Source organism: Paraburkholderia sp. 22099 (assembly GCF_052045835.1).
Classification (GTDB): Bacteria; Pseudomonadota; Gammaproteobacteria; order Burkholderiales; family Burkholderiaceae; genus Paraburkholderia; species Paraburkholderia terricola.
In genome coordinates this window covers 22,238-46,339 of sequence record NZ_JBQEPU010000043.1, presented here as the reverse complement: position 1 = coordinate 46,339, position 24,102 = coordinate 22,238, and the positions used below count along the sequence as shown (strand labels likewise).

The 24,102-nt window shown below is 62.8% G+C and carries 18 protein-coding genes and 1 tRNA gene; 10 read left to right on the top strand and 9 right to left on the bottom strand.

Annotated elements, in window-relative coordinates; all coding sequences use genetic code 11:
• A partial coding sequence (locus tag ACTJLC_RS28855) for a prolyl oligopeptidase family serine peptidase (RefSeq protein ID WP_440845979.1) occupies positions 1-370 on the top strand: 370 nt, incomplete at its 5' end.
• A gap of 54 nt (positions 371-424) precedes the next feature.
• Here ACTJLC_RS28855 and xth read toward each other — a convergent pair.
• A complete protein-coding gene (xth, locus tag ACTJLC_RS28850; protein WP_440845977.1) occupies positions 425-1,201 on the bottom strand; it encodes an exodeoxyribonuclease III in 777 nt (258 codons plus the stop codon).
• Between the two features lie 186 nt (positions 1,202-1,387).
• On the opposite strand from xth, the gene ACTJLC_RS28845 reads away from it, so the two are divergent.
• Together ACTJLC_RS28845 and ACTJLC_RS28840 are read left to right on the top strand one after the other, a co-directional pair.
• Positions 1,388-1,675 carry a hypothetical protein gene (locus ACTJLC_RS28845; RefSeq protein ID WP_073427536.1) on the top strand — a complete coding sequence of 96 codons (288 nt, stop codon included), beginning with the start codon at positions 1,388-1,390 and terminating at the stop codon, positions 1,673-1,675.
• An 89-nt stretch (positions 1,676-1,764) separates the two neighbouring features.
• Positions 1,765-1,841, top strand: a tRNA-Met gene (locus tag ACTJLC_RS28840).
• A 98-nt stretch (positions 1,842-1,939) separates the two neighbouring features.
• Here the strand turns inward: ACTJLC_RS28840 and ACTJLC_RS28835 are convergent.
• Entirely contained in the window at positions 1,940-2,638 is a 699-nt protein-coding gene (locus ACTJLC_RS28835; RefSeq protein WP_310129193.1) for an aspartate/glutamate racemase family protein, read from the bottom strand.
• A 209-nt stretch (positions 2,639-2,847) separates the two neighbouring features.
• Here ACTJLC_RS28835 and ACTJLC_RS28830 point away from each other — a divergent pair, with 209 nt between their 5' ends.
• The gene (locus tag ACTJLC_RS28830) at positions 2,848-4,140 is read left to right on the top strand and encodes an amidohydrolase family protein (RefSeq protein ID WP_310129192.1); all 1,293 of its coding nucleotides are present in this window, start codon (positions 2,848-2,850) and stop codon (positions 4,138-4,140) included.
• A 124-nt stretch (positions 4,141-4,264) separates the two neighbouring features.
• Here the strand turns inward: ACTJLC_RS28830 and ACTJLC_RS28825 are convergent, their stop codons facing one another.
• From ACTJLC_RS28825 to fixL, 4 genes are all read right to left on the bottom strand, one after another.
• On the bottom strand, positions 4,265-6,373 hold the full coding sequence (locus ACTJLC_RS28825) for a M3 family metallopeptidase (protein WP_310129189.1): 2,109 nt from the start codon (positions 6,371-6,373) through the stop codon (positions 4,265-4,267).
• Positions 6,374-6,583: 210 nt separating this feature from the next.
• On the bottom strand, positions 6,584-7,444 hold the full coding sequence (folD, locus tag ACTJLC_RS28820) for a bifunctional methylenetetrahydrofolate dehydrogenase/methenyltetrahydrofolate cyclohydrolase FolD (RefSeq protein WP_073427540.1): 861 nt from the start codon (positions 7,442-7,444) through the stop codon (positions 6,584-6,586).
• Positions 7,445-7,938: 494 nt separating this feature from the next.
• Positions 7,939-8,583, bottom strand: coding sequence for an oxygen response regulator transcription factor FixJ (gene fixJ / locus ACTJLC_RS28815; RefSeq protein ID WP_073427541.1), 645 nt, complete (start codon positions 8,581-8,583; stop codon positions 7,939-7,941).
• Positions 8,580-11,096: an oxygen sensor histidine kinase FixL gene (fixL, locus tag ACTJLC_RS28810; protein WP_073427542.1), complete on the bottom strand. Its 2,517-nt coding sequence runs from the start codon at positions 11,094-11,096 to the stop codon at positions 8,580-8,582. The genes fixJ and fixL overlap by 4 nt, the downstream gene beginning before the upstream one ends.
• 275 nt (positions 11,097-11,371) lie before the next feature.
• Here fixL and aceE point away from each other — a divergent pair, with 275 nt between their 5' ends.
• From aceE to lpdA, 3 genes are all read left to right on the top strand, one after another.
• Positions 11,372-14,068, top strand: coding sequence for a pyruvate dehydrogenase (acetyl-transferring), homodimeric type (aceE, locus tag ACTJLC_RS28805; RefSeq protein ID WP_440845973.1), 2,697 nt, complete (start codon positions 11,372-11,374; stop codon positions 14,066-14,068).
• A gap of 84 nt (positions 14,069-14,152) precedes the next feature.
• The gene (aceF, locus tag ACTJLC_RS28800; protein ID WP_083083348.1) at positions 14,153-15,814 is read left to right on the top strand and encodes a dihydrolipoyllysine-residue acetyltransferase; all 1,662 of its coding nucleotides are present in this window, start codon (positions 14,153-14,155) and stop codon (positions 15,812-15,814) included.
• A 294-nt stretch (positions 15,815-16,108) separates the two neighbouring features.
• The gene (gene lpdA, locus ACTJLC_RS28795) at positions 16,109-17,887 is read left to right on the top strand and encodes a dihydrolipoyl dehydrogenase (protein WP_310129184.1); all 1,779 of its coding nucleotides are present in this window, start codon (positions 16,109-16,111) and stop codon (positions 17,885-17,887) included.
• A gap of 32 nt (positions 17,888-17,919) precedes the next feature.
• On the opposite strand, the gene ACTJLC_RS28790 is transcribed toward lpdA, so the two are convergent.
• Positions 17,920-18,111: a hypothetical protein gene (locus ACTJLC_RS28790; RefSeq protein ID WP_310119951.1), complete on the bottom strand. Its 192-nt coding sequence runs from the start codon at positions 18,109-18,111 to the stop codon at positions 17,920-17,922.
• 98 nt (positions 18,112-18,209) lie between these two features.
• A complete protein-coding gene (locus ACTJLC_RS28785; RefSeq protein WP_083083351.1) occupies positions 18,210-18,785 on the bottom strand; it encodes a phasin family protein in 576 nt (191 codons plus the stop codon).
• Positions 18,786-19,496: 711 nt separating this feature from the next.
• Between ACTJLC_RS28785 and pbpG the strand changes: the two genes are divergently transcribed.
• Positions 19,497-20,675, top strand: a complete 1,179-nt coding sequence (pbpG, locus tag ACTJLC_RS28780) for a D-alanyl-D-alanine endopeptidase (RefSeq protein ID WP_310129182.1) — start codon at positions 19,497-19,499, stop codon at positions 20,673-20,675.
• 105 nt (positions 20,676-20,780) lie between these two features.
• Here the strand turns inward: pbpG and ACTJLC_RS28775 are convergent, their stop codons facing one another.
• Positions 20,781-21,584, bottom strand: coding sequence for an IclR family transcriptional regulator (locus ACTJLC_RS28775; RefSeq protein WP_073427548.1), 804 nt, complete (start codon positions 21,582-21,584; stop codon positions 20,781-20,783).
• Between the two features lie 180 nt (positions 21,585-21,764).
• On the opposite strand from ACTJLC_RS28775, the gene ACTJLC_RS28770 reads away from it, so the two are divergent.
• Positions 21,765-22,487: a (Fe-S)-binding protein gene (locus ACTJLC_RS28770; protein WP_310129180.1), complete on the top strand. Its 723-nt coding sequence runs from the start codon at positions 21,765-21,767 to the stop codon at positions 22,485-22,487.
• Positions 22,488-22,568: 81 nt separating this feature from the next.
• The gene (locus tag ACTJLC_RS28765) at positions 22,569-23,984 is read left to right on the top strand and encodes a lactate utilization protein B (RefSeq protein ID WP_310129178.1); all 1,416 of its coding nucleotides are present in this window, start codon (positions 22,569-22,571) and stop codon (positions 23,982-23,984) included.
• The last annotated feature ends 118 nt before the right edge of the window (positions 23,985-24,102 follow it).

Here is a 24,102-nt window from a genome sequence, read left to right as displayed (position 1 = left end):
GTGGTGGAAGTTGCCGGGTGTGGCCTGCCCACACCGTGCGGCTCTGGCAGCGATGCTAACCCGCGTTTATTCCCCACACGAGGCCAGCCCGTACGTCACGGAAGTCATACTGACTTACTCACCGTATCACCGGGTGAGCGCGGGCGTCGGGTATCCACCTGTATTGTTGACCACCTCGACCGCCGACGACCGTGTGCATCCGGCACACGCGCGCAAGATGGCCGCGCGCATGCAGGCGCTGGGCGCGGACAAGGTCTGGTATCGGGAGAACACGGAAGGCGGGCACGGCGGTTCCGATGAACTGGAGCAGGCCGAGCACGATGCGATGGTGTTCGAGTTTTTGTGGCGCTGTTTAGGCGCTCCCGCTTGAGCGCGACGCGGGTCTGAAAGAGGCCGTTCCAGGGTCTCGCATCGGGCGGCGAGATCAGCCGATTTGCGCGACGACCGGCGCGTGGTCCGACGGCTGATCCCATTTGCGCGGCACCTTGTCGACGTCGCACGACGAGCATGCCTCGGCCAGCGCTTTCGACAGCAGAATATGGTCGATGCGCAGCCCCGCGTTGCGGCGAAACGCGAGCATCCGGTAGTCCCACCACGAGTAGATCTTCTCCGGCTGTTCGAACTGGCGGAACGCGTCGACGAGGCCGAGGCTGATCAGCCGAACGAACTCCGCGCGTTCTTCGGGCGACACCAGATTCTGGCCTTCCCACGCTTCTGGATCGTGCACGTCGCGATCTTCAGGTGCGATGTTATAGTCGCCGAGCAGCGCGAGTTTCGGATGCAGTGCCATTTCGCTCGCGATCCAGTCGTGCAGCGCGGCGAGCCAGCGCAGCTTGTACGCGAACTTCTCGGTGCCCGGCGCCTGGCCGTTCGGGAAGTACGCGGAGACGACGCGCACGCCTTCGATGGTCGCGGCGATCACGCGTTGCTGCGGATCCTCGAAACCGGGAATGTTCCGCACGATGCTGTCTTCGTCGACGTTCAGCCCCTCGCGCACCAGGATGCCGACGCCGTTATACGTTTTCTGGCCGGCGAACCAGCTCCGATAGCCTTTTTCCGCGAGCTCGGCGCGCGGAAATTTTTCGTCGGGCAGCTTCAGTTCCTGGAGGCACAGCACGTCGGTGTGACTCGTTTCGAGCCAGTCGATGACGTGTTGCTGGCGGACTTTGAGGGAGTTGACGTTCCAGGTGGCGATTTTCATGAAATTCTCACGTTCTTGCTGGGCCATTCGGGTTATTCCGGTAGCCCGCATCTTATCGTGCGCGATGGGCGTCCGTGAAAATTGCCGTCGCCGCTGTCGAGCCTAACGGCGGAAAATAAAAGCGTGGAGCGGGCAGGGCGCAGCGTATAGTGGGATCACATTCGCGCTCACGCATCGGGAGACATCATGGCCGAACTCTATCCAGCCCTCTATAAGAATTTCGAAGTGCATCCGCTGGTGTTTTCGCGGGCGTTCGACAAATTCGACGGCCACAAGCGCCACGCCGAAGGTTACGACGTCGCGGTGCGCGTCTGCCGGCCGGGCGCGATCAGCGGCTCGAAAGCGAGCCGCGTATTTCGTCTCGTGCTGCCGGCCACATTCTCCGATTTCGGTGTCGCCAAACGCAGCGCGAGCCAGTACGGTGCCGACATTATCGACGGCAAGGTGGAAGGCGCCACGGTGCAGGATCTTTGAACGGCGTCGTGCATGCACGCGTTGTTTGAAATAAGTCCGGTGATTGTTTGACGTCTTGCGAGCATCTCTATACAATCCGTTTTCTCTGACGCGGGGTGGAGCAGTCTGGCAGCTCGTCGGGCTCATAACCCGAAGGTCGTAGGTTCAAATCCTACCCCCGCAACCAAGCATTGTTGAAAGCCCGTTGGCGCAAGCCAAGCGGGCTTTTTAACTGGTGGCGTCGGTTCTTCATGCAGTGGCATGCCGATTCCTACATGCCGCCATTCACTTCACCTCGACCGCCCACTCAACCGCCGCTTGCGCATGCAACGCGGTCGTATCGAACACCGGCAGCACGGAATCTTCCGGCTTGATCAGCAACGTGATTTCGGTGCAACCGAGAATCACCGCTTGCGCTCCGCGCGCGGCGAGGTCTTCGATCACACGCTGATACACCTCACGCGAATCGTCAGTGATCTTGCCGTGACACAGCTCGTCATAAATGATGCGGTGCACGTATGCGCGTCCGGCTTCGTCGGGAACCAGCGTGTCGAGTCCATGACGCTCGCGCAAGCGGCCCGTGTAAAACGTCTGCTCCATCGTATAACGTGTGCCGAGCAAACCCACTCGCTCGATGCCCGCGGCGCGCAGTGCCTCGCCGGTCGGATCGGCAATGTGGAGAAACGGCACCTCGATCGCCTGCTCGATCGATTCATACACGCGATGCATTGTGTTCGTCGCCAGCATCACGAGATCGGCGCCGCCTCGTTCGAGCCGGCGCGCGGCATCGGCCATCTGCTCGCCGAGCGCGCTCCAGTCGCCGGCGCGCTGAAGCGTTTCGACCGGCGCGAAGTCGACAGTGAGCATCAGGCTGCGAGCGTTGTGGTGGCCGCCGAGGCGCGCCTTCGCGTGGCGGTTGAGCAGCTTGTAGTATTCGGCGGACGATTCCCAGCTCATCCCGCCGATCACACCGATCGTTTTCATCTGCGTGCTCCGTGATTGGATGCATCACGTATGCGTGGACGCGATGCATCGGCCGTTCGAAAAGCGGAGTATAGGCGGGCACCGGGCGCGCAGCCGGTACGGATTCGCCGCCGCGCGCCGGTACGGCGGTCTCGCTAAAACGCGCGCAAACGGTTTCTGACGCCGATAGAATCGCTATCAGTCAACGAGCGGTCAACAGGGAGCGATACATGGATCTGATCATCCGCCGCGCGATGCTGCCGCGAGGCGCCGCGCCGCAACACACGCAACCGGTCGACATCGGCATCGACGCGGGCCGCATCGTTGCCGTCGAACCGAATCTGGCCGCGAGCGCGCGCGAGGAACTCGACGCCGCCGGCTCCCTCGTCACGCCGCCGTTCGTCGATCCGCATTTCCACATGGATGCGACGCTGTCATACGGCTTGCCGCGCGTGAACGCATCGGGCACCTTGCTGGAAGGCATCGCGCTGTGGGGCGAATTGAAGCCGGACCTGACGCAAGAGGCGTTGATCGAACGCGCGCTGCAGTACTGCGACTGGGCCGTCGCGCGCGGGCTGCTGGCGATCCGCAGTCACGTGGACGTGTGCGATCCGCGTCTGCTCGCGGTCGAGGCGCTCGTCGAAGTGAAACGCCGTGTCGCGCCGTATCTCGACCTGCAACTGGTTGCCTTTCCGCAAGACGGCGTCTTGCGCAGTGCCGGCGCGTTCGAGAACCTCAAGCGCTCGATTGCGATGGGCGTGGACGTGGTCGGCGGGATTCCGCATTTCGAGCGCACGATGGCCGACGGCGTGCAGTCCGTGCGCATGCTGTGCGAATACGCGGCGGAACAGGGCTTGCGCGTCGACATGCATTGCGACGAATCGGACGACCCGCTGTCGCGTCACATCGAAACGCTCGCGGCCGAAACGCATCGGCTCGGCTTGCAAGGGCGCGTCACCGGTTCGCATCTGACCTCGATGCATTCAATGGACAACTACTACGTGAGCAAGCTGTTGCCGCTGATCCGCGAAGCGGGTGTCCATGCGATCGCGAACCCGCTGATCAACATCACGTTGCAGGGCCGCAGCGACACCTATCCGAAACGGCGCGGCATGACCCGTGTGCCGGAGATGATGGCGGCGGGCATCAACGTGGCGTTCGGCCACGACTGCGTGATGGATCCGTGGTACAGCCTGGGCTCGGGGGACATGCTCGAAGTCGCGCACATGGGCCTGCACGTCGCGCAGATGACGGGCGTCGACGGCATGCAGGCGTGTTTCGATGCGGTCACGGTGAACGCCGCGCGGATTCTCGGGCTGGAAGGTTATGGCGTAGCGCCGGGCTGCGCGGCCAATCTCGTGCTGCTCGACGCGCGCGATCCGGTCGAAGCGATCCGTCTGCGGGCGGCACGCCTTGCCGTGGTGAGCCGCGGCAAGGTGGTGAGCCGGGCGCCCGCCGCGCGCGCCGCGTTGTCACTGGCGGGGCGTCCTTCGGAAGTGGACTTCAAGCTGCGTCGGGGTTAGCCCCGCCGCACAGCGCAACGCAGGCGCTGCCGGCGCGCACGAAAAAGCCGGTGCTTGCTCACGCAAGTCACCGGCTTTCTTATCGGTGCAACGCCAACGCGCCGACGGATGCTTCAACGCAAGATCAATGCGCCGCGGCGGGCGTCATGCCGTTGTGCCGCAACAAGGCGTCGATGCTCGGCTCGCGGCCGCGGAACGCCTTGAACGATTCCATCGCCGGACGGCTGCCGCCCACTTCGAGAATCTCCTTGCGATAGCGCATGCCCGTTGCCTGATCGAGCACGCTGCCGCTCGCGGCTTGCGCCGCTTCCTCGAACGCGGCGTAGGCATCGGCGGACAACACTTCGGCCCACTTGTAGCTGTAGTAGCCCGCTGCATAACCGCCCGCGAAAATATGGCTGAACGTATTCGGCCAACGCGAGAACGGCGCTTGCGGCACGACATGAAAACGCTCGTTGATCTCGCTCGCGAGTTCGGTGGCGTTCTTCGTGCCGGCCGCGTCGAAACCGGTATGCAGTTGCATGTCGAACATCGAGAACACGATCTGCCGCAGCGTGCCGAGACCGCTCTGGAAATTCTTCGCGGCGAGCATCTTGTCGAACAGCTCGCGCGGCAGCGGCCTGGCCGTCTCGACGTGCGAAGTCATGTCGCTCAGCACGTCCCACTCCCAGCAGAAGTTCTCCATGAATTGCGACGGCAGTTCGACCGCGTCCCACTCGACGCCGTTGATGCCGGACACGCCCAGTTCATCGACGCGCGTGAGCATGTGATGCAGACCGTGGCCGAATTCGTGGAACAGCGTGATGACTTCGTCGTGCGTGAAGCAGGCGGGCTTGCCGCCGACCGGCGCGGAGAAGTTGCAGGTCAGATACGCAACCGGCGTTTGCACGCCGCCGTGCGCGTGCTTGTGACGCCCGCGCGCGTCGTCCATCCATGCGCCGCCGCGTTTGCCTTCGCGTGCGTACAGGTCGAGGTAGAACTGCGCGACGAGGCCGCCGTCCTGATTCTCGACGCGGAAAAAGCGCACGTCGGGATGCCATACGGCCGCTTCGTCGCGACGGATGCGCACGCCGAACAGCGTTTCCGTGACCTTGAAAAGACCCTTGAACACGGTGTCTTCGGGGAAGTACTGTTTGACTTCGTTTTCCGAAAACGAATAGCGCTTCTGACGCAGGCGTTCTGCCGCAAACGTCATGTCCCACGGTTGCAGTTCGGTCATGCCGAGTTCGTTGGCGGCGAATTCGCGCAACTCTTTCCAGTCCTGTTCGGCATGCGGGCGAGCGCGCACGGCGAGGTCTTCGAGGAAGGCCATCACCTGCGCGGGCGATTCGGCCATTTTCGGCGCGAGCGAGACCTCGGCGAAGTTGTTGTAGCCGAGCATGCGCGCTTCTTCCGCGCGCAGTTGCAGCTGTTCGGCTAGCACGGCGGTGTTGTCCCACTCGGGCTTGCCGTTGCCGTATTGCGGACCGAGTTCGGAGGCGCGCGTCACGTAGGCGCGATACACCGCCTCGCGCATCGCGCGATTTTCCGAGTACTGCATCACCGGAAAATACGAGGGGAAGTGCAGCGTGAATTTGTAGCCGGTTTTGCCTTCGCGTTCGGCGGCTTCCTTCGCGGCTTCGATCACGTCTTCCGGCAGACCGGCCAGTTGCGCTTCATCGCCAGCCTCGACGACGTAGGCATACGCGTTGGTCGCATCGAGCACATGATCGGAAAACGCCTTCGAGAGCGCCGCCTGGCGCTCCTGCAATTCGGCGAAGCGCGGCTTCTGATCTTCCGGCAATTCCGCGCCGGACAAACGGAAATCGCGCAGCGCATTGCCGAGGATTTTCTTGCGCTCGCCGGTGAGCGAGACGAAATCGCTGCTGGCGTGCAATGCCTTGTACTTCTCATAGAGCGCGAGATTCTGTCCGACGCTCGACCAGAATTCCGTGACGCGTGGCAGGTTTTCTCCGTACACCGCGCGCAGTTCCGGCGTATCGGCGACGGCGTTCAAATGGCCCACCACGCTCCATGCGCGCGACAGCGGTTCGGTGCCGCGTTCGACCGGCTCGACCACGTCGGCCCACGAGGCGGGGGTGATCGGTTGGGCGGCGCGCTCGACGGCGGCGGCCGCGTCGGCGAGCAGCACATCGAGGGCGGGCGTCACGTGTTCGGGGCGGATTTCGCCAAAGCGCGGCAGATCGGAGAAATCGAGGAGCGGATTGTCGTGATTCGAGGCGGTAGTGGACATGAGGCTTCCTGTCTGACGCGGGTGAACGGGGTAATCGGGGCGCTTCGACGGGCGCGCGACGACGCCCCGATAAGCGCCCCGATAAGACCGGATAAAGACATTATTGGGGCAGGACACGCCGATTCCAATCCGTCGGCAGACAAATTATCAGATGTCGCGGTTCCGCGCGCGAGAGAAGTGTGGGCGGCGCAACGCGCCGTTGGGGCTTGATTACGCCGTTGCGGCCGCTTCGCGCTCGGCGGCTTCGATCGTGTTGACGAGCAGCATCGTGATGGTCATCGGGCCGACGCCGCCCGGTACCGGCGTGATGTAGCCGGCCACTTCCTTGACGCCCGCGAAGTCGACGTCGCCGCACAGCTTGCCGGCTTCGTCGCGATTCATGCCGACGTCGATCACCGCGGCGCCCGGCTTCACCATCTCGGCGGTGAGAATGTTGCGCAGCCCGGTGGCGGCGACCACCACGTCGGCGTTGCGCGTGTGCGCGGCCAGATCGCGCGTCTTGCTGTGGCAGATCGTGACGGTCGCGCCGGCTTCGAGCAGCAGCAGCGCCATCGGCTTGCCGACGATGTTCGAGCGGCCGATCACAACAGCATTGGCGCCCTGCAGCGGAATCTGGTAAGCGGCCAGCATCTTCATCACGCCATACGGCGTGCACGGGCGGAACAGCGGCTGGCCGGTCAGCAGCGCGCCGGCATTGGCGACGTGAAAGCCGTCGACGTCCTTCTCGGGCGCGATCGCCTCGATCACCTTATGACTGTCGATATGCGGCGGCAGCGGCAATTGCACCAGAATGCCGTGGATGCGCGGATCGCGGTTCAGTTCGTCGATGCGCGCGAGCAGATCGGCTTCGGGCAAGTCGGCCGGATAGCGGTCGAACGACGAGCCGAGACCGTTGTCGTGGCAGGCCTTCACCTTGTTGCGCACATACACTTCGCTGGCCGGATTCGCGCCCACCAGCACCACCGCGAGGCCCGGCTGATGGCCGCGGGCGGTGAGGGCGGCGGCGCGCGCGGCGACGTCGGCGCGCAGGGTCTTGGAAAGGGCTAGGCCGTCGATCAGTTTGGCAGTCATGGTCGGTCGAGATGGGCAGTTTGGAAAGCGGGCGGGGCGCGCACGTCGATGGCGCTTTTCAACCGGAACGGGTCGGCACGTGAAAAGCGCGCGGCGCGAATCGGCGATAAGCAGCGCTGCAAAGTCCGACATTATACCGACCCGCATGACGAGCCACAGGGCGATTCCGGCTCGCGCGAGAGCGCCGCGCTTCCCGTGGCACGGCCGTTGCATAGGAAGACGAGCGCTGCGCCGATATCCGCGTTGAGCGGCGGCACGGACGCGCGCCGCACTGCTCGCCCGTGCGGCGGGATGGAGCGCGATGGGAGCGATCGGCGAGCATGCGCAAACGGGCAAACGAACAAGACCCGGCCAAGGCGTACCCGGAATCAGCGAGCCGCTCGGGCAAAGGCAGAGGGAAAACAGAAGGGAAACGGAGACGAAGCGGGCCGGACTCGTCGACAGTCCGGCCGTTGAAACTCGAAAACGCCTGGCGGGGAGGCCGCCTGTCGCGCTTATTGTGCTTGCTGCGGCTTGTTCGACAACGCCAGTCGCAGCAGATCCGCGACGGTGTTGACGTTGAGTTTTTCCATGATGTTCGCGCGGTGCGCCTCGACCGTCTTGATGCTGATGCCGAGGTCGTCGGCGATCTGCTTGTTCAGGCGGCCGGCGATGATGCGCTCCAGCACCTGGTGCTCGCGCGCGGTCAGCTTGCCCAGTCGTTCGGCGGCGGCGCGCTGTTGCTGCACGCTGGTGCTTTCGCTGCGCGCCTTGTCGAGCATGCGCTCGACCAGCTTGCGCAACTCGGCTTCGTCGAACGGTTTTTCGATGAAGTCCATCGCGCCTTTCTTCATCGTCGAGACCGCCATCGGCACGTCGCCATGGCCCGTCACGAAGATGATCGGCAGCGAGGCGTTGTCGGCGATCAGGCGTTCCTGCAACTCGAGTCCGCTCATGCCGGACATCCGCACGTCGAGAATCAGGCACGCGATCTGGCCGGGGTGCTGATGCGGCTGCCAGGCGTCGATGAACTGCTCGGCGCTGGAGAAGCATTGCACGCGGTAGCCGTTCGCCTCCAGCAGCCAGCGCAGCGAATCTCGCACGGCCTCGTCGTCGTCGACGACAAAGACTGTTTCCTGTGTGGTGACTGGGCTGTTCATAGCTCTCCCGTAACGGTTTGTGGTGTCGGCGCCTGTGACCCGCCGTTGCTCGGGCCGTCAGGCTCTCCAATGGGCAGACTGCAATGGAACGTGGCGCCCGTGATGTGGCCGTCGGACTCGACGTTGTTCACCACCCACAGACGGCCGCGATGCGATTCAATAATCGAACGGCAAATGTTCAACCCCATGCCCATACCGTCGGACTTGGTGCTGTAAAACGGTTCAAACAGACGCTCGGCCGTTGCTTCGTCGACACCCGGCCCCTGGTCGACCACGCTGATCCTGACAAAGCCGCCTTCCAGCCGCACGACCACGCGAATCACCGGATCGACGGCGTCGGGGCGTGCCTCGTGCATGGCTTCGGCGCCGTTCTTCAGCAGGTTGACCAGCACCTGCTCGATCAGCACCGGATCGACGTAGATCACCGGCAGGCGCGAACGCAAGTCCGTGACGATGCGAATGCGGCGCTTCCTCGCCTCGAGTTCGGCCAGACCCACGGCATCCGCGACGATATCGGCCACGCGCGTGGCCTGCCGCTTCGGCTCGCTGCGTTTGACGAACTCGCGAATGCGCTTGATGATCATGCCCGCCCGCACCGCCTGCTGCGCGGTTTTTTCGAGCACGGGCAAGAGATTATCAGGCGTCGTTCGACCGGATTTAACCAGTGCAACGGTTCCCGAGCAATAGTTATTGATCGCGGCGAGCGGCTGGTTCAGTTCGTGCGCGAGCGAGGAGGCCATTTCGCCCATCGTCATCAGACGGCTGGTGAACTGCAGCTTCTCGTCCTGCTGGCGCGACAGTTCCTGAGCCTGCTTGCGCGTGGTGATGTCGGTCGCGATCTGCATCTGCGCGAGATGGCCGTCCACCCACTGAATGTACTGGCGGCGCACCTCGAACCATTTCTGGATGCTTTGCACGTAGATTTCCTGCGCGTCGGCGGTGCTTTCGGTCAGCGCCGCGGCGGGCAGACCGGCATAGGTGTCCACCATGTCGATCGAATCGGACGACGCCTGCGAGCTATCGAAGCCGCCGCCCGCCAATTCCAGATGACCGTCCGGGCGAATGCCGAAGAGATGCCGGTAGTAGCGGTTGGCGAACAGCAGTTCGGCCTCGTCGGCGGCCAGCACGGACACCGCGGCGTCGAGGCTTTCCAGGACCGTGGTGAAGCGCTCGTGCGCGGCGGCGAGTTCCTCGCGCGCGCGCTTCGGTTCGGTGATGTCGGTCATCGACGACATCCAGCCGGTTTGACGGCCCGAACTGTCGATCAGCGGCGACACGTACAGGCGCGCATGGAACAGCGAACCGTCCTTGCGGCGCACCCGCAGTTCGAAACCCGACGAGGGCGCCTTGCCGCGCAGCGTCATGTCGAGCTGGCGCTGCATTTCCGGATACGCGTCGCGCGGCCAGTAGGCGAACGGCGCGGTCTTGCCGACCAGATCGCTTTCGTCCCAGCCGGTCATGCGGCAAAACGCCGGATTGACGTGAGTAATGCGGCCATGCATGTCGAGCACGCGCATGCCGATCAGCACCGAGTTTTCCATCGCACGGCGAAAGAAGGCTTCGGCGTACAGCGCCTGCTGCGCTTCGAAACGTTGCCGCGTGTGTTTCCACAGGCTCCACAAACTCCACAGCACGAAGCACGACAGGCCCGCCACCAGCCAGACCAGCGTGTTGTTGGTGAAGTTGGTCATCTGCGGGAACGCGTACACGCGCACCGAAACGCCCTGGCCCGGCGGATCGAGCGGCAGATCGTAGAACATGTCGCGCGGCAGGCGCGGGCGGGTCGACGTAGTGGTCAACTCGCGGTTGTTCACGTCGATGATCGAGATCTTGTACTTGGCGGACAGCTCAGGCGGAATGTCGTGCTTCAGGATGCCTTCCACCGAAAACACGGCGGCGACGGTGCCGAGAAACTCGCGGTCGCGGAACACCGGCGTTTGCAGCGTGATGTAGCCGTTGCCCAGGTCGTCGTAGATCAACGGCGAGTACACCTGGCGGCGCGTGCTGCGCGCCTCGGCAAACGCGGCTTTCACGGCCTCGTCCATCTGCGAGTCGTTCGGCTTGGCGAGGCGCTGGCCGAACACCGGCAGCGCGGTATTGGGCCAGCGCGGCTGCTGCTGGCTCGTGTACCAGTTCATGTAGAGGATCTCGGGATGCCCCTGCATGATGTCCGTGGTGGACACCTGGAACGAATGCGGGTCGCCGTGGCCGGCGACGAGGTCGCGCGCGAGCGCCTGGATCTGTTCCTGCGCGCCGGTCATGGAAAGGCGGATCTGCTGCTGCGCCCATGCGACGTTACGGTAAAGCGTGTCTTCCTGCTGCTGTTGCTCGCGCCGGTTCAAACTCCACAGAATCAGGCTCATGACGACCAGAAAAACGAGGATCGACAGAAGCGGCGTGAGCAAATAGGAATTCGACCACCATGGTCCATGGTGCCAGCGGGAGGACGGCGTCGAATCCGCCGAATGACCGGCGGTGCGCGCCGAGCGTGCGAAAAGCCGTTCGGTCAACATGCGTGGCATTGTAGCGCAGCGCGTCGCTCGTAAATGGCGCAAAAAAGCGCGGAAACTCACGTTAATCGGAGCAAACTACCCGGCGTATCCGTCGATCGGCAGTCAAATCAGGTTGCGTCGCAGCAATTTTCCGCATTGTGAGAATCGATCTCGCAATTCGAAAATTTTGTTGCGCGGACGTCGGGACCCTTATTACAATCGGCCGAAGCTGCCGCGGCCGTGCTTCGTCCGCGTCGTCTGTCCAAAGAGCGTTCCTCTATATCCAGGAGACGAGCATGTCCGCTGTACCCGACGAAGTCATGAAATATGTCGCCGCCGAAAAAGACGACGATCCCCAGGAAACCGGCGAATGGCTTGAAGCGCTGGATGGCGTGATTTCTGCTGTTGGCCCCGATCGCGCTCACTACCTGATCGAAAAGCAAATCGAATTCGCCCGTGTGCACGGCGAACATCTGCCGTTCTCGGCGAACACTCCCTACATCAATACGATTCCTGTCTCGCGTCAGGCGCCGATTCCGGGCGACCAGGATCTCGAACACCGCATTCGCTCGTACACGCGCTGGAACGCCATCGCGATGGTATTGCGCGCGGGCAAGGACACGAACGTCGGCGGCCACATCGCATCGTTCGCGTCGGCTGCCACGCTGTATGACGTCGGCTACAACCACTTCTGGCATGCGCCGTCGGCCGAGCATGGCGGCGACCTCGTGTTCGTGCAGGGCCATTCGTCGCCGGGCGTGTACTCGCGCGCGTTCCTGCTCGGCCGTCTGACCGAAAACCAGCTCGACAACTTCCGCCAGGAAGTGGGCGGCGAGGGCATCTCGTCGTATCCGCACCCGTGGCTGATGCCCGACTTCTGGCAATTCCCGACCGTCTCGATGGGTCTCGGCCCGATCATGGCGATCTATCAGGCGCGCTTCATGAAGTACATGCAGGCGCGCGGCATCGCGAAAACCGAGGGCCGCAAGGTCTGGGCTTTCCTCGGCGACGGCGAGACGGATGAACCGGAATCGCTCGGTGCGATCGGCATGGCCGGCCGCGAACGGCTCGACAACCTTGTGTTCGTGATCAACTGCAACCTGCAGCGCCTCGACGGTCCGGTGCGCGGTAACGGCAAGATCATCCAGGAACTCGAGAGCGAATTCCGCGGCGCGGGCTGGAACGTCATCAAGGTGATCTGGGGCAGCCGCTGGGACGCGCTGTTCCAACGCGACAAGTCGGGCGCGCTGATGCGCCGCATGATGGAAGTCGTCGACGGCGAATATCAGACGTACAAGTCGGAGTCGGGCGCGTTCGTTCGCGAGCACTTCTTCAACACGCCGGAATTGAAGGCGCTGGTCGCCGACTGGTCCGACGAGGACATCTGGAATCTGAACCGCGGCGGCCACGATCCGCACAAGATCTACGCGGCGTTCTCGGAAGCGACGAACGCCAAGGGCCAGCCGACCGTGATCCTCGCCAAGACGATCAAGGGCTACGGCATGGGCGAAGCCGGTCAGGCGATGAACATCACCCACCAGCAGAAGAAGATGCAGGTGGATCAGCTGAAGAAATTCCGCGACCAGTTCCGTCTGCCGATCTCCGACGAAGACCTCGTCAACGTGCCGTACCTGAAGTTCGAGGAAGGCTCGAAGGAACTCGAGTACATGCGCGCCCGCCGTCAGGATCTCGGCGGTTATCTGCCGGCGCGTCGCCAGAAGGCCGAATCGCTGCCGGTGCCGGAACTGTCGGTATTCGAGCCGCTGTTGAAGGGCACGGGCGAAGGCCGCGAGATTTCCACGACGATGGCGTTCGTGCGGATTCTCAACATCCTGTTGAAGGACAAGGCGCTCGGCAAGCGCATCGTGCCGATCGTGCCGGACGAGTCGCGTACCTTCGGCATGGAAGGTCTGTTCCGCCAGATCGGCATCTGGAATCAGGACGGCCAGAAGTACGTGCCGGAAGATTCCGACCAGCTTATGTTTTACCGTGAGTCGGAAACCGGTCAGATCCTGCAGGAAGGCATCAACGAAGCCGGCGGCATGTCGGACTGGATCGCGGCCGCGACGTCGTACTCGACGCACGGCGAGATCATGATCCCGTTCTACATCTTCTACTCGATGTTCGGTTTCCAGCGCATCGGCGACCTCGCATGGGCCGCGGGCGACATGCGCTCGCGCGGCTTCCTGCTGGGCGGCACGGCTGGCCGCACGACGCTGAACGGCGAGGGTCTGCAACACGAAGACGGCCATTCGCTGCTGTGGGCCGCCTCGGTGCCGAACTGCATCAGCTATGACCCGACGTTCGGCTACGAACTCGCCGTCATCATGCAGGACGGTCTGCGCCGCATGGTCGCGGATCAGGAAGACGTGTACTACTACGTCACGGTGATGAACGAGAACTACGAGCACCCGACGATGCCGCAGGGCGAATCGGTAGCCGCCGACATCATCAAGGGCATGTACGCGTTCCGCAAGGCGGAGGCCGACAAGAAGGCGCCGCGCGTGCAGTTGATGGGCGCGGGCACGATCTTCAACGAAGTGATCGCCGCCGCCGACCTGCTGAAGAACGACTGGGGCGTCGCCGCCGATCTGTGGAGCGTGCCGAGCTTCACCGAACTCGCGCGCGAAGGCCATGAAGTGCAGCGCTGGAACCTGCTGCATCCCACCGAAGAGAAGAAGCTCTCGCACGTCGAGAAGCTCCTGAAGGACACGCAAGGTCCGGTCATCGCCTCCACCGACTACGTGCGGGCGCTCACCGAGCAGATTCGCGCGTTCGTGCCGCAGAAATTCGTCGTGCTGGGCACGGATGGCTATGGCCGTTCGGACACGCGTGAAAAGCTGCGCCACTTCTTCGAAGTCGACCGCTACTGGGTCACGGTTGCCGCGTTGAATGCACTGGCAGACGAAGGCACGATCGAACGCAAGGTCGTCGCCGAGGCGCTCAAGAAATACAACCTTGATCCCGCCAAACCCAACCCGATGACCGTCTAAGGCATCATTCCCCGTGTGCCACGGCGTGCGCGCCTGCCCTGATCGACAGGGCGGGGCGCGTGCGCGGCCCAGGAGACACTAACAATGAGTCAAGCGATCGAAGTCAAGGTGCCGGATATCGGCGATTACAAGGACATCCCTGTGATCGAGGTGCTGGTGAAGGCGGGTGATACCGTCGAGAAAGAGCAATCGCTCGTTACGCTGGAGTCCGACAAGGCGACGATGGACGTGCCGAGTTCGGCTGCGGGCGTCGTGAAGGAAGTGAAGGTCAAGGTTGGCGACAACGTGTCGGAAGGTTCGTTGATCGTCGTGCTGAATGGCGCGGGTGCCGGTGCTTCGGCTGCCGCGCCTGCTGCCGCACCGGCGCCCGCGCCGGCCGCCGCGCCTGCGCCGGCTCCCGCCGCGGCTCCGGCGCCTGCCCCGGCCCCGGCCGGCGGCGGTCTGCAAGAAGTGAAAGTGCCGGATATCGGCGACTACAAAGACATTCCCGTGATCGAAGTCGCGGTGAAGGTCGGCGATCGCGTCGAGAAAGAGCAGTCGCTCGTGACGCTCGAATCCGACAAGGCGACCATGGACGTGCCGAGTTCGGCCGCCGGCGTCGTCAAGGAAGTGAAGGTCAAGGTCGGCGATACGGTGTCGGAAGGCTCGGTGATCGTCGTGGTGGAAGCGGAAGGCGGCGCGGCTGCGCCGGCGCCCGCCGCCAAACCGGCAGCCGTCGAGAAGCCGTCGGATGCGCCGGTCGCGCCGTCGCCGGCTCCCGCTTCGCCGTCGGCGCTCGCTCAGGCCCCGCTGATTCCGGCCGGCGAAGGCGGGGCGCGTCATCCGAGCCATGCCTCGCCGTCCGTGCGCAAGTTCGCGCGCGAACTCGGCGTCGATGTGACGCAAGTGCAGGGCACGGGTCCGAAGGGCCGCATTACGCAAGCCGACGTCACCTCGTTCATCAAGGGGGTGATGACCGGCCAGCGCGCGGCGCCGGCGGGTGCGGCAGCGCCTGCGGCGGCAGGCGGCGGCGAATTGAATCTGCTGCCGTGGCCGAAGGTCGACTTCACGAAGTTCGGTCCGATCGATCCGAAGCCGCTGTCGCGCATCAAGAAGATTTCGGGCGCGAATCTGCATCGCAACTGGGTCATGATTCCGCACGTCACGAACAACGACGAGGCGGACATCACCGAACTCGAAGCGCTGCGCGTGCAGTTGAACAAGGAAAACGAAAAGGCCGGCGTGAAGATCACGATGCTGGCGTTCGTGATCAAGGCCGTGGTTTCCGCGCTGAAGAAATTCCCGACGTTCAACGCGAGCCTCGACGGCGATAACCTCGTGTTCAAGCAGTACTACCACGTGGGTTTTGCCGCGGATACGCCGAACGGTCTGGTCGTTCCGGTGATTCGTGATGCGGACAAGAAGGGTCTCGTCGAGATCGCGAAGGAGATGACCGATCTGTCGAAGGCGGCGCGCGAAGGCAAGCTCAAGCCGGATCAGATGCAAGGCGGCTGCTTCTCGATTTCGTCCCTTGGGGGGATCGGCGGGACGAACTTTACGCCGATCATCAATGCGCCTGAAGTCGCCATTCTCGGTTTGTCGCGTGGCGCGATGAAGCCGGTTTGGGACGGCAAAGCGTTTGTGCCGCGGCTCATTTTGCCGATGTCTTTGTCGTATGACCATCGGGTTATCGATGGGGCGGAGGCGGCGCGGTTCAATGCTTATCTTGGGTCGATTCTTGCCGATTTTCGGCGTGTGATTCTTTGATCTTGTGATGGTTGTCTGCGGCGCGGATGGCTTTGTTTAGGTGGTTATCCGCGTCTCTCTGTTGAACCTGTTTTTCTTGTGGTCTATTGGCGTCGCCCCTGTGCGGGGCGGCACCTACTTTTCTTTGTACCCCAAGGGCACTTCCTTCGGGGCGTCTTCCAAAGAAAAGTAGGCAAAAGAAAGGCGCGTCCTTGGGCGGAAGGCAAAGGCTGATTCTGTTCGCGTCTTATGTGACCGTTAGGCCGGAAATCCTGGGTTCACCCTCATCACCGATCAATAAAAGAAGGGGACACTATGAGTCTCGTCGAAGTAAAAGTGCCGGATATCGGTGACTTCAAGGACGTCGATGTCATTGAAGTCAATATCAAAGCGGGCGATGTCATCGAGAACGAACAGGCGCTGATGACGCTCGAGTCCGATAAGGCCTCGATCGAAGTGCCGAGCGATACCGCCGGCACCGTCAAGGAAGTGCGCGTCAAAGCCGGCGACAAAGTCTCGCAAGGCTCGATCATCGCGCTCGTCGAAACGTCCGCGGACGCGGCTCCGGCCAAGGATGCACCGAAGGCGCCGGCCAACGAACCCGCCAAAGCGCCGGCTCCGGCCGCCACGGCGCCCAAGGCCGCCGCGCCCGCTCCGCAGGCCGGCAGCTTCTCCGGCAACGCCGACATCGAGTGCGACATGCTCGTGCTCGGCTCGGGCCCCGGCGGCTATTCGGCTGCATTCCGCTCGGCCGATCTGGGCATGAAGACGGTGCTCGTCGAGCGTTATTCGACGCTGGGCGGCGTTTGTCTGAACGTCGGCTGCATTCCGTCGAAGGCGCTGCTGCATACCGCGCTCGTCATCGACGAAGCCGAAGCGCTCGGCGCGCACGGCATCACGTTCGGCAAGCCGCAAATCGATCTCGACAAGTTGCGCGACTTCAAGTCGGGCGTCGTCAAGAAGCTCACCAGCGGTCTCGCCGGCATGGCGAAAATGCGCAAGGTCGACGTCGTGACGGGTACCGGCGCGTTCGTCGATCCGCATCACATGGAAGTGCAGACCGAAAGCGGCAAGAAGGTCGTCAAGTTCAAGCAGGCGATCATCGCCGCGGGCTCCGAAGCGGTGAAGCTGCCGTTCATTCCGGAAGACCCGCGAGTGGTCGACTCGACCGGCGCGCTGGAATTGCGTCAGATTCCGCAGCGCATGCTGGTGATCGGCGGCGGCATCATCGGCCTCGAAATGGCGACGGTGTATGCGACGCTCGGCGCGCAGATCGACGTGGTCGAAATGCTCGACGGTCTGATGGCCGGTGCCGACCGTGATCTGGTCAAGGTCTGGGAGAAGTACAACAGCAAGCGTTTCGCCAACGTCATGCTGAAGACCAAAACCACCGCGGCCGAAGCGAAAGACGACGGCATCTACGTCTCGTTCGAGGGCGAAAAGGCCCCGGCGGAAGCGCAACGCTACGATCTCGTGCTGGTCGCCGTCGGCCGTACGCCGAACGGCAAGAGGATCGGTGCCGACAAGGCCGGCGTTGCCGTGACGGACCGTGGCTTCATCGAGGTCGACAAGCAGATGCGCACCAACGTGCCGCACATCTTTGCGATCGGCGATATCGTCGGTCAGCCGATGCTCGCGCACAAGGCCGTGCATGAAGCGCACGTCGCCGCTGAAGTCGCGCACGGCGAGAAGGCCTACTTCGACGCGTTGCAGATTCCGTCGGTGGCGTACACCGATCCGGAAGTGGCCTGGGCCGGCAAGACGGAAGACCAGTTGAAGGCCGAAGGCGTCAAGTACGGCAAGGCGGTGTTCCCGTGGGCCGCTTCAGGCCGCGCGATCGCCAACGGCCGCGACGAAGGCTTCACGAAACTGCTGTTTGACGAGGAAACGCATCGCGTGATCGGTGGCGGGATCGTCGGTCTGAACGCGGGCGACCTGATCAGCGAAGTGTGTCTCGCGGTTGAAATGGGCGCGGATGCAACGGATATCGGCAAGACGATTCATCCGCATCCGACGCTCGGCGAATCGATCGGGATGGCCGCCGAATTGTACGAAGGCGTCTGCACCGATTTGCCGCCGCAGAAAAAGAAGTAATGCTGTCGAGCCCGCGCGTTTTCAGGCGGGCTCTATAAAAAAACGGCGCGCCCCGCGAAGGGCGCGCCGTTTTTTTTCGCGGCGGGCTGGATGTAGCGTTCGCCGTGCAAGACGGTGGAAACGAACAAACGGCCGCGCGTGTCAGGCAACAACTCAGGCAAAAAAATCCCGGCCTTTCGCCGGGCAAACGATACGTTATTCAACGTATCGGAGCGTTCGGCCAATCGAGGCGGGCGAGCGGCAACCGCTCGACGCTGTTGCCTGGAGCAGCGCCGGCCCAACGGGTGAGCTGGACCGGCGTGATGGCGATGCCTGATGAAACTTAAACTGCCTTCTTGGCCGACGAGCGCGATGCTTGCGCAGCGGCTTGCGAAGCTGCCTTCGATGCGGCCGTGGCGGCAGCATTGAAGTTGCTTTCGGCGATTTCGACGGCTTGCTTGGTCGCCTTGTGGACCGTTTCGTACGTGGTGTTGGCGGCGGTGATAGCCGACTTCATCACGGCGACAGCGGTTTCCGAACCAGCCGGCGCATTCTTCGCGACGTTTTCGACGAGCGACTGCACCTTGCGGTTTTGCTCTTCGAATTGCGCTTCAGCGACGCGGGCGAATTCACCTTGGGTTGCCGAGACGATTTCATACACGTGGCGGCCATACGACAGCGCCTTTTCAGCCACCGGCTGTGCAAGGCTTGCTTGCAGGGCCAGCAATTCCTGCGCGTCTTTCACCGACAGCGCGCGTTGAGCATTTTCCTGGCTTTCCGCGAGCGTCGATTTCACGACTTGCAGGTTCAGCTCAACCAGCTTTTCGACGCCTTCGAATGCCTTGGTCGTAAGGCCGAACAGCGTTTCAAAGTTGGCTTTCTGGGCGGCGGCGAATTGCTCAGGGGTCAGCAGAGTCATGGTTTACGCTCCTGGATTGCGGTCTGTCTGTGCGGACCGCATTGGGTTGGTGGCGAGACGTTAGATCGTCTGCCTGGACCGCGATGTTTTGTGCATCGCAGCAATGGTTGCTATTTTAGGATGCCTGTCGCGAATGTCAAGCACTTTTTGTGCGTCGCACAATCTTAAGAAGTTGCTGATAAAACAAGAACTTATGCGCGAAGCATGACCGGCGTATGACCAGGTCGATTTGACATTTGCACCCCACTGGTGCCAGTCGAAATCGGTAATGATTGCCGCGCCACAGGACTTTTCGTGAGTTCGTCCATCCGACGTAAACCAGAAGGTCTCATGGAACGTTAATGGCTGATGCTAGTCGAATGCGCGTTGGCGTCTCCAGCAAGCGTTTAACAGCTTGCCGCAAGATCCGGCGTTGTTCCCTTGCGTTCGCAGAAGCGTTGTGCATCGGCGCTGTGACCGTACTTCCCCTATTAAGGTTGTTTCCGCGTTTGCCGTTATGCTGTAAGAAGCATCCCTTTCCGTGGATGGCGGCAACGGCGAAGCAACGCGCCGGCGATCGTTTTTTTCGATCGAGGCGTGGCACTTATTTGTGTTTTGGCGATCGGATCTTACAAGCCGGTTTAAGGACCGCGTATAAGTGCTTCAAATTGCTAATTTTTCGTTGTTTTACTACACTTGCGGAAACCCCTCGCCGCTCCCTACCGAACACCCATGAAAACCGACATGTTTTCGTCGCTAAAAGTGATCCGCGGCGCGGCCCGCAGCACCGCTCTGTCGGTGGCCGTCTCCATGGTCATCACAGCGGCGTTCGCCGCGCCTGTGAGCGCTTTTGCCGCCACGCCTGCTGCAACCGCAAAAACATCCAAACAAGCCAAAACGGCCAAAAAGCCGGCAACCGCCAAGGTGTCGAGCAAGTCGTCGAAGGCCGGCAAAGGCGCGACCGTCAAGGCCGTTGCCGCCGACGACGACACGCCGCGCGCAAGCGTCAAGCGTAAGCGCGTAACGTACACGTCGAATGGTCGCCACCATTCGGCGGTGCGCCGTGTCGCCTATGAGCCGCGTCAGCCGACGGTCGGCCAGGCTTTTGGTCTGCACGAAACGCCGGACGCGTTGATGCTGCGCTCGAGCGTCGCCTACGTGATCGATCAGAACACCGGTGAACCGCTCTTCGACAAGAACTCGCGCGCCGTGGTGCCGATTGCGTCGATCACCAAGCTGATGACCGCGATGGTGGTGCTGGATTCGAAAGAGTCCATGACCGACCAGCTGGAAGTCACCGACGAAGACCGCGACTACGAGAAAAACACCGGCTCGCGTCTATCGGTGGGCTCGGTGCTCTCGCGTGAAGACATGCTGCATATCGCGCTAATGGCGTCGGAAAACCGCGCGGCCGCAGCGCTGTCGCGTTATTTCCCCGGCGGCCGCCCGGCGTTTCTTGCGGCAATGAACGCGAAGGCGAGGCAACTCGGCATGACCGACACGCACTTCGAGAACGCCACGGGTTTGACGAGCCAGAATGTGTCGAGCGCGCGCGACCTGGTGAAGATGGTCAACGCGGCGTATCAGTATCCGCTGATCCGCAAGTTCTCGACCGATCACAGCTACGAGGTCTACACCGGCAAGCGTTCGCTCGCGTACAACAGCACGAATGCGCTGGTGCGCAATCCGACGTGGGACATTGGTCTGCAAAAGACCGGTTTCATCAATGAGGCGGGTGAGTGCCTCGTCATGCAGGCGACCATTCATGGCCGTCCGATGGTCCTCGTGCTGCTCGACTCGTCGGGCAAATACTCGCGCTTTGCGGACGCCACGCGTCTGCGCACATGGCTGGATAACGGCGGCGACCAGCCGCGCATCACGAGCGCGGACGCCGGCGGCGCCGGCACCTGAAATGCTTCCTTTGGCGGCCGGTTTGCACACTGGCCGCCTCCAACGAAAAAGCCTCGCAACTTGCGAGGCTTTTTTTGTGCGGCAGCGATTCAAGCTGCCGACGGTTTACGCGTGGCTATGCGTATGATCTTGCGAGGCCTGCGGCCGGTAGCCGAGCGACTCCGAAATCATCAGCGCCGTTTGACTGAGCTGGCCGAGCCACGAGTCCTGCAAACGGTCGGCCGGTGCCGACAGCGACAGACCCGCGACCAGCTTGCCGGTGTCGTCGTAAATGCCGGCGGCGATGCAGCGCACGCCCAATTCCAGTTCCTCGTTATCGCGCGCGCAGGCCTGCTGACGCACGTGCGAAAGCTCGCGCTCCAGCTTGGTCAGGTCGGTGATGCTGTTTTGCGTGTGACCCGACAAACCCGTGCGGGTGGCGTAGGCGCGAACGCGGGTGGATTCGTCGGCGGCGAGAAACAGCTTGCCCACCGACGTGAGATGCAAAGGCGCCCGCCCGCCGATGGCCCGCACCACCTGCATGCCGGAGCGTTCCGAATAGGCGCGTTCGATATAGACGATCTCGTCGCCCTGGCGTACCGACAGATTCACTGTCTGGCCCGTCTGACGATGCAGTTCGCGCATCGGCGTGAGCGCCGCGTCGCGCACCGACAGGCGTGCCTTTACCAGATTGCCCAGTTCGAGCAGGCGCATGCCGAGACGATAGGTGCCGGGATCCGACCGGTCGACCAGCCGGCACATCACCATGTCGTTCAGGATGCGGTGCGCGGTGGACGGATGCAACTCCGTGCGGATGGCGAGTTCTTTCAGGCTGACCGGGTCGCTATGCGCAGCGAGTGCGTCGAGCAAGCGCATCATGCGTTCGATCACCTGGATCGAAGTTTTGGGATCCGGGTTCGTATCGCTCATGGGAGGAATCGGTTGACGCGTCAAACAGCGGAAAACTGATTGTATCTCGTATCGTGAAAAAAGCGAACGCGGTTCGAAGCGCTATTCCAAATTAACGTGGCACGCGTCCTATGCCTTCCGGCCGTTGGTATTGTGCGCCAAACGGCGGATAATCAGGGACGTTTTCCCGAAGGAGGGCTCATGCGAGTCGGATTGTTCGTCACCTGCCTGATCGACCTGATGCGTCCGGAGATCGGTTTTTCGGTCATCAAGCTGATCGAGGGCGCCGGTTTCGAGGTGGTGGTGCCTCCCGCGCAAACCTGCTGCGGGCAGCCCGCATACAACTCCGGCGAACGGCGCATCGCGCGCGACCTCGCGGAGAAAGCGCTGCGTGAGTTCGAACAGTTCGACTACGTCGTGGTGCCGTCCGGCTCGTGCGGCGGCATGATCCGCGCGCACTACGGCGATCTCTTTGCCGACGATCCCGAATTGATGAACCGCTTCGGCCGCTTGCGGCCGAGAGTGTTCGAGCTGACCGATTTCCTCGTCAACGTGGCCAGGGTGCAATTGCAGCCCGGCGAATTCGCGGGGCAGGTGACTTATCACGATTCCTGTTCGGGATTGCGTGAACTCGGCGTCAAGACGCAGCCGCGCGCGCTGCTCGCACAAGTGGGCGTGGCGGTGACCGAAATGAAGGGCTGCGAGCACTGCTGCGGTTTCGGCGGCACCTTCGCGGTCAAGTACGGCGATATTTCCACGGCGATCGTCGACGAAAAATGCGCGAACATCAGCGCGAGCGGCGTGGGCACGGTGGTGCTGGGCGACCTCGGCTGCATGCTCAATATCGAAGGGCGGTTGCGGCGCACCGGCGACACCACGACGCGGGTGTTGCACATCGCGCAGGTGCTCGCCGGCGACGCGTGAAGGCGTGCCGCGTTCCATTCCGCGCGCTTCATTTCGAACGTCTCATCCGAATGCCCGATTCCGAATAAGCACAAGGCCGCCATGCAAGTCCAATCGATGCAGTTCAAGGCTCGCGCGGGTCAGAAACTCGCCGACCAGCGTCTGCAGCAGAACCTCACCAAGCTGTCGACCAAATTCGTGTCGGCCCGCGCCGCGGCCATGACCGCCATCGACTTTCCCGCCACCCGCGCGGCGTTGAAGGAGCGCCGTGATCGCGCGCTGGAAAACCTCGATGTGTGGCTGGAAACGTTCGAACGCGAGGCGACCCGGCGCGGCGTCACGGTGCTGTTCGCCGAGACGACCCAGGAAGCCGCCCGGCTCGTCGGCGACATCTCGCGCCGGCATGACGTGAAGAAGGTGATCAAGACCAAGTCGATGGTCACCGAGGAAATGCGCCTGAACGAGGTGCTCGGTCAGATGGGCGTGCAGTCGATCGAAACCGATCTGGGCGAATACATTCTGCAGATCAACGACAACGAACCGCCGAGCCACATCATCGCGCCGGTCGTCCATAAGGATAAGGACGAGATCGCCGATCTGTTCGCGAAGACCCACAACCGGCCACGCCTCACCGAAATCACCGATATGACGCGGGAAGCGCGCGAAGTGCTGCGTCCGCATTTCCTGTCGGCGGACATGGGCGTGACGGGCGGCAACTTCGTGGTGGCGGAAACCGGCTCGGTCGTGCTCGTCACGAACGAGGGCAACGAGGGCATGTGCACGGTGATGCCGCGCGTGCATGTCGCCGTCACGGGTATCGAGAAGGTGCTGCCCACGCTCGAAGACCTCGCGACGGCGATGCGTCTGCTGCCGCGCTCGGCGACGGGCCAGGCGACGTCGAACTATTTTTCGGTGCTGACCGGGCCGCGCGGCGAGGCGGATCAGGATGGCCCCGAGCATATGTACGTCGTGCTGGTCGACGGCGGACGCACGGGGCTCATAGGCGGCGATTTCCAGGAGATGCTGCGCTGTATCCGCTGCGGCGCGTGCATGAACCATTGCCCGGTCTATCAGAAGGTGGGCGGCCATGCATACGGTTGGGTGTATCCCGGCCCGATGGGTTCGGTCCTGACACCGAGCTATGTCGGCATCGACAAGGCGCTGGATTTGCCGCAGGCAGCGACCTTATGCGGCGAATGCAATAGCGTGTGCCCGGTGGGAATTCCCTTATCCGATCTGTTGCGCAAGCTGCGTGAGAAGCAGGTGGAGCGGCGTCTGCGGCCGTGGAAGGAGCGTGCGGGGTTGGCGGTGTGGGGTTTCCTCGCGCTGCATCCGGACGCTTATGCGCTCTTCACCAAGGTGGCCGTGCGCGTGCTGGAGCGGATGGGCGGGAAAACTCGTTCGATTGCGAGGCTGCCGTTAGGCGGTGCGGGCTGGACCCATACCCGCGAGATGCCGGCGCCGGTGGGGCGCACCTTCAGGGAGCTGTATGCCGCGCAGCGCAGTCACATCGGCTGAGTAGGCGGCGCGATCTTGTTGCCGACTGAGCGGCTGTCAGCCGCGAATCGGCATCGCTCTCTTGCGACTGGCGCCGTTGGCCGGCTTGCTCGCGGCCGGGCGCGGCGCGCGAGGCGCC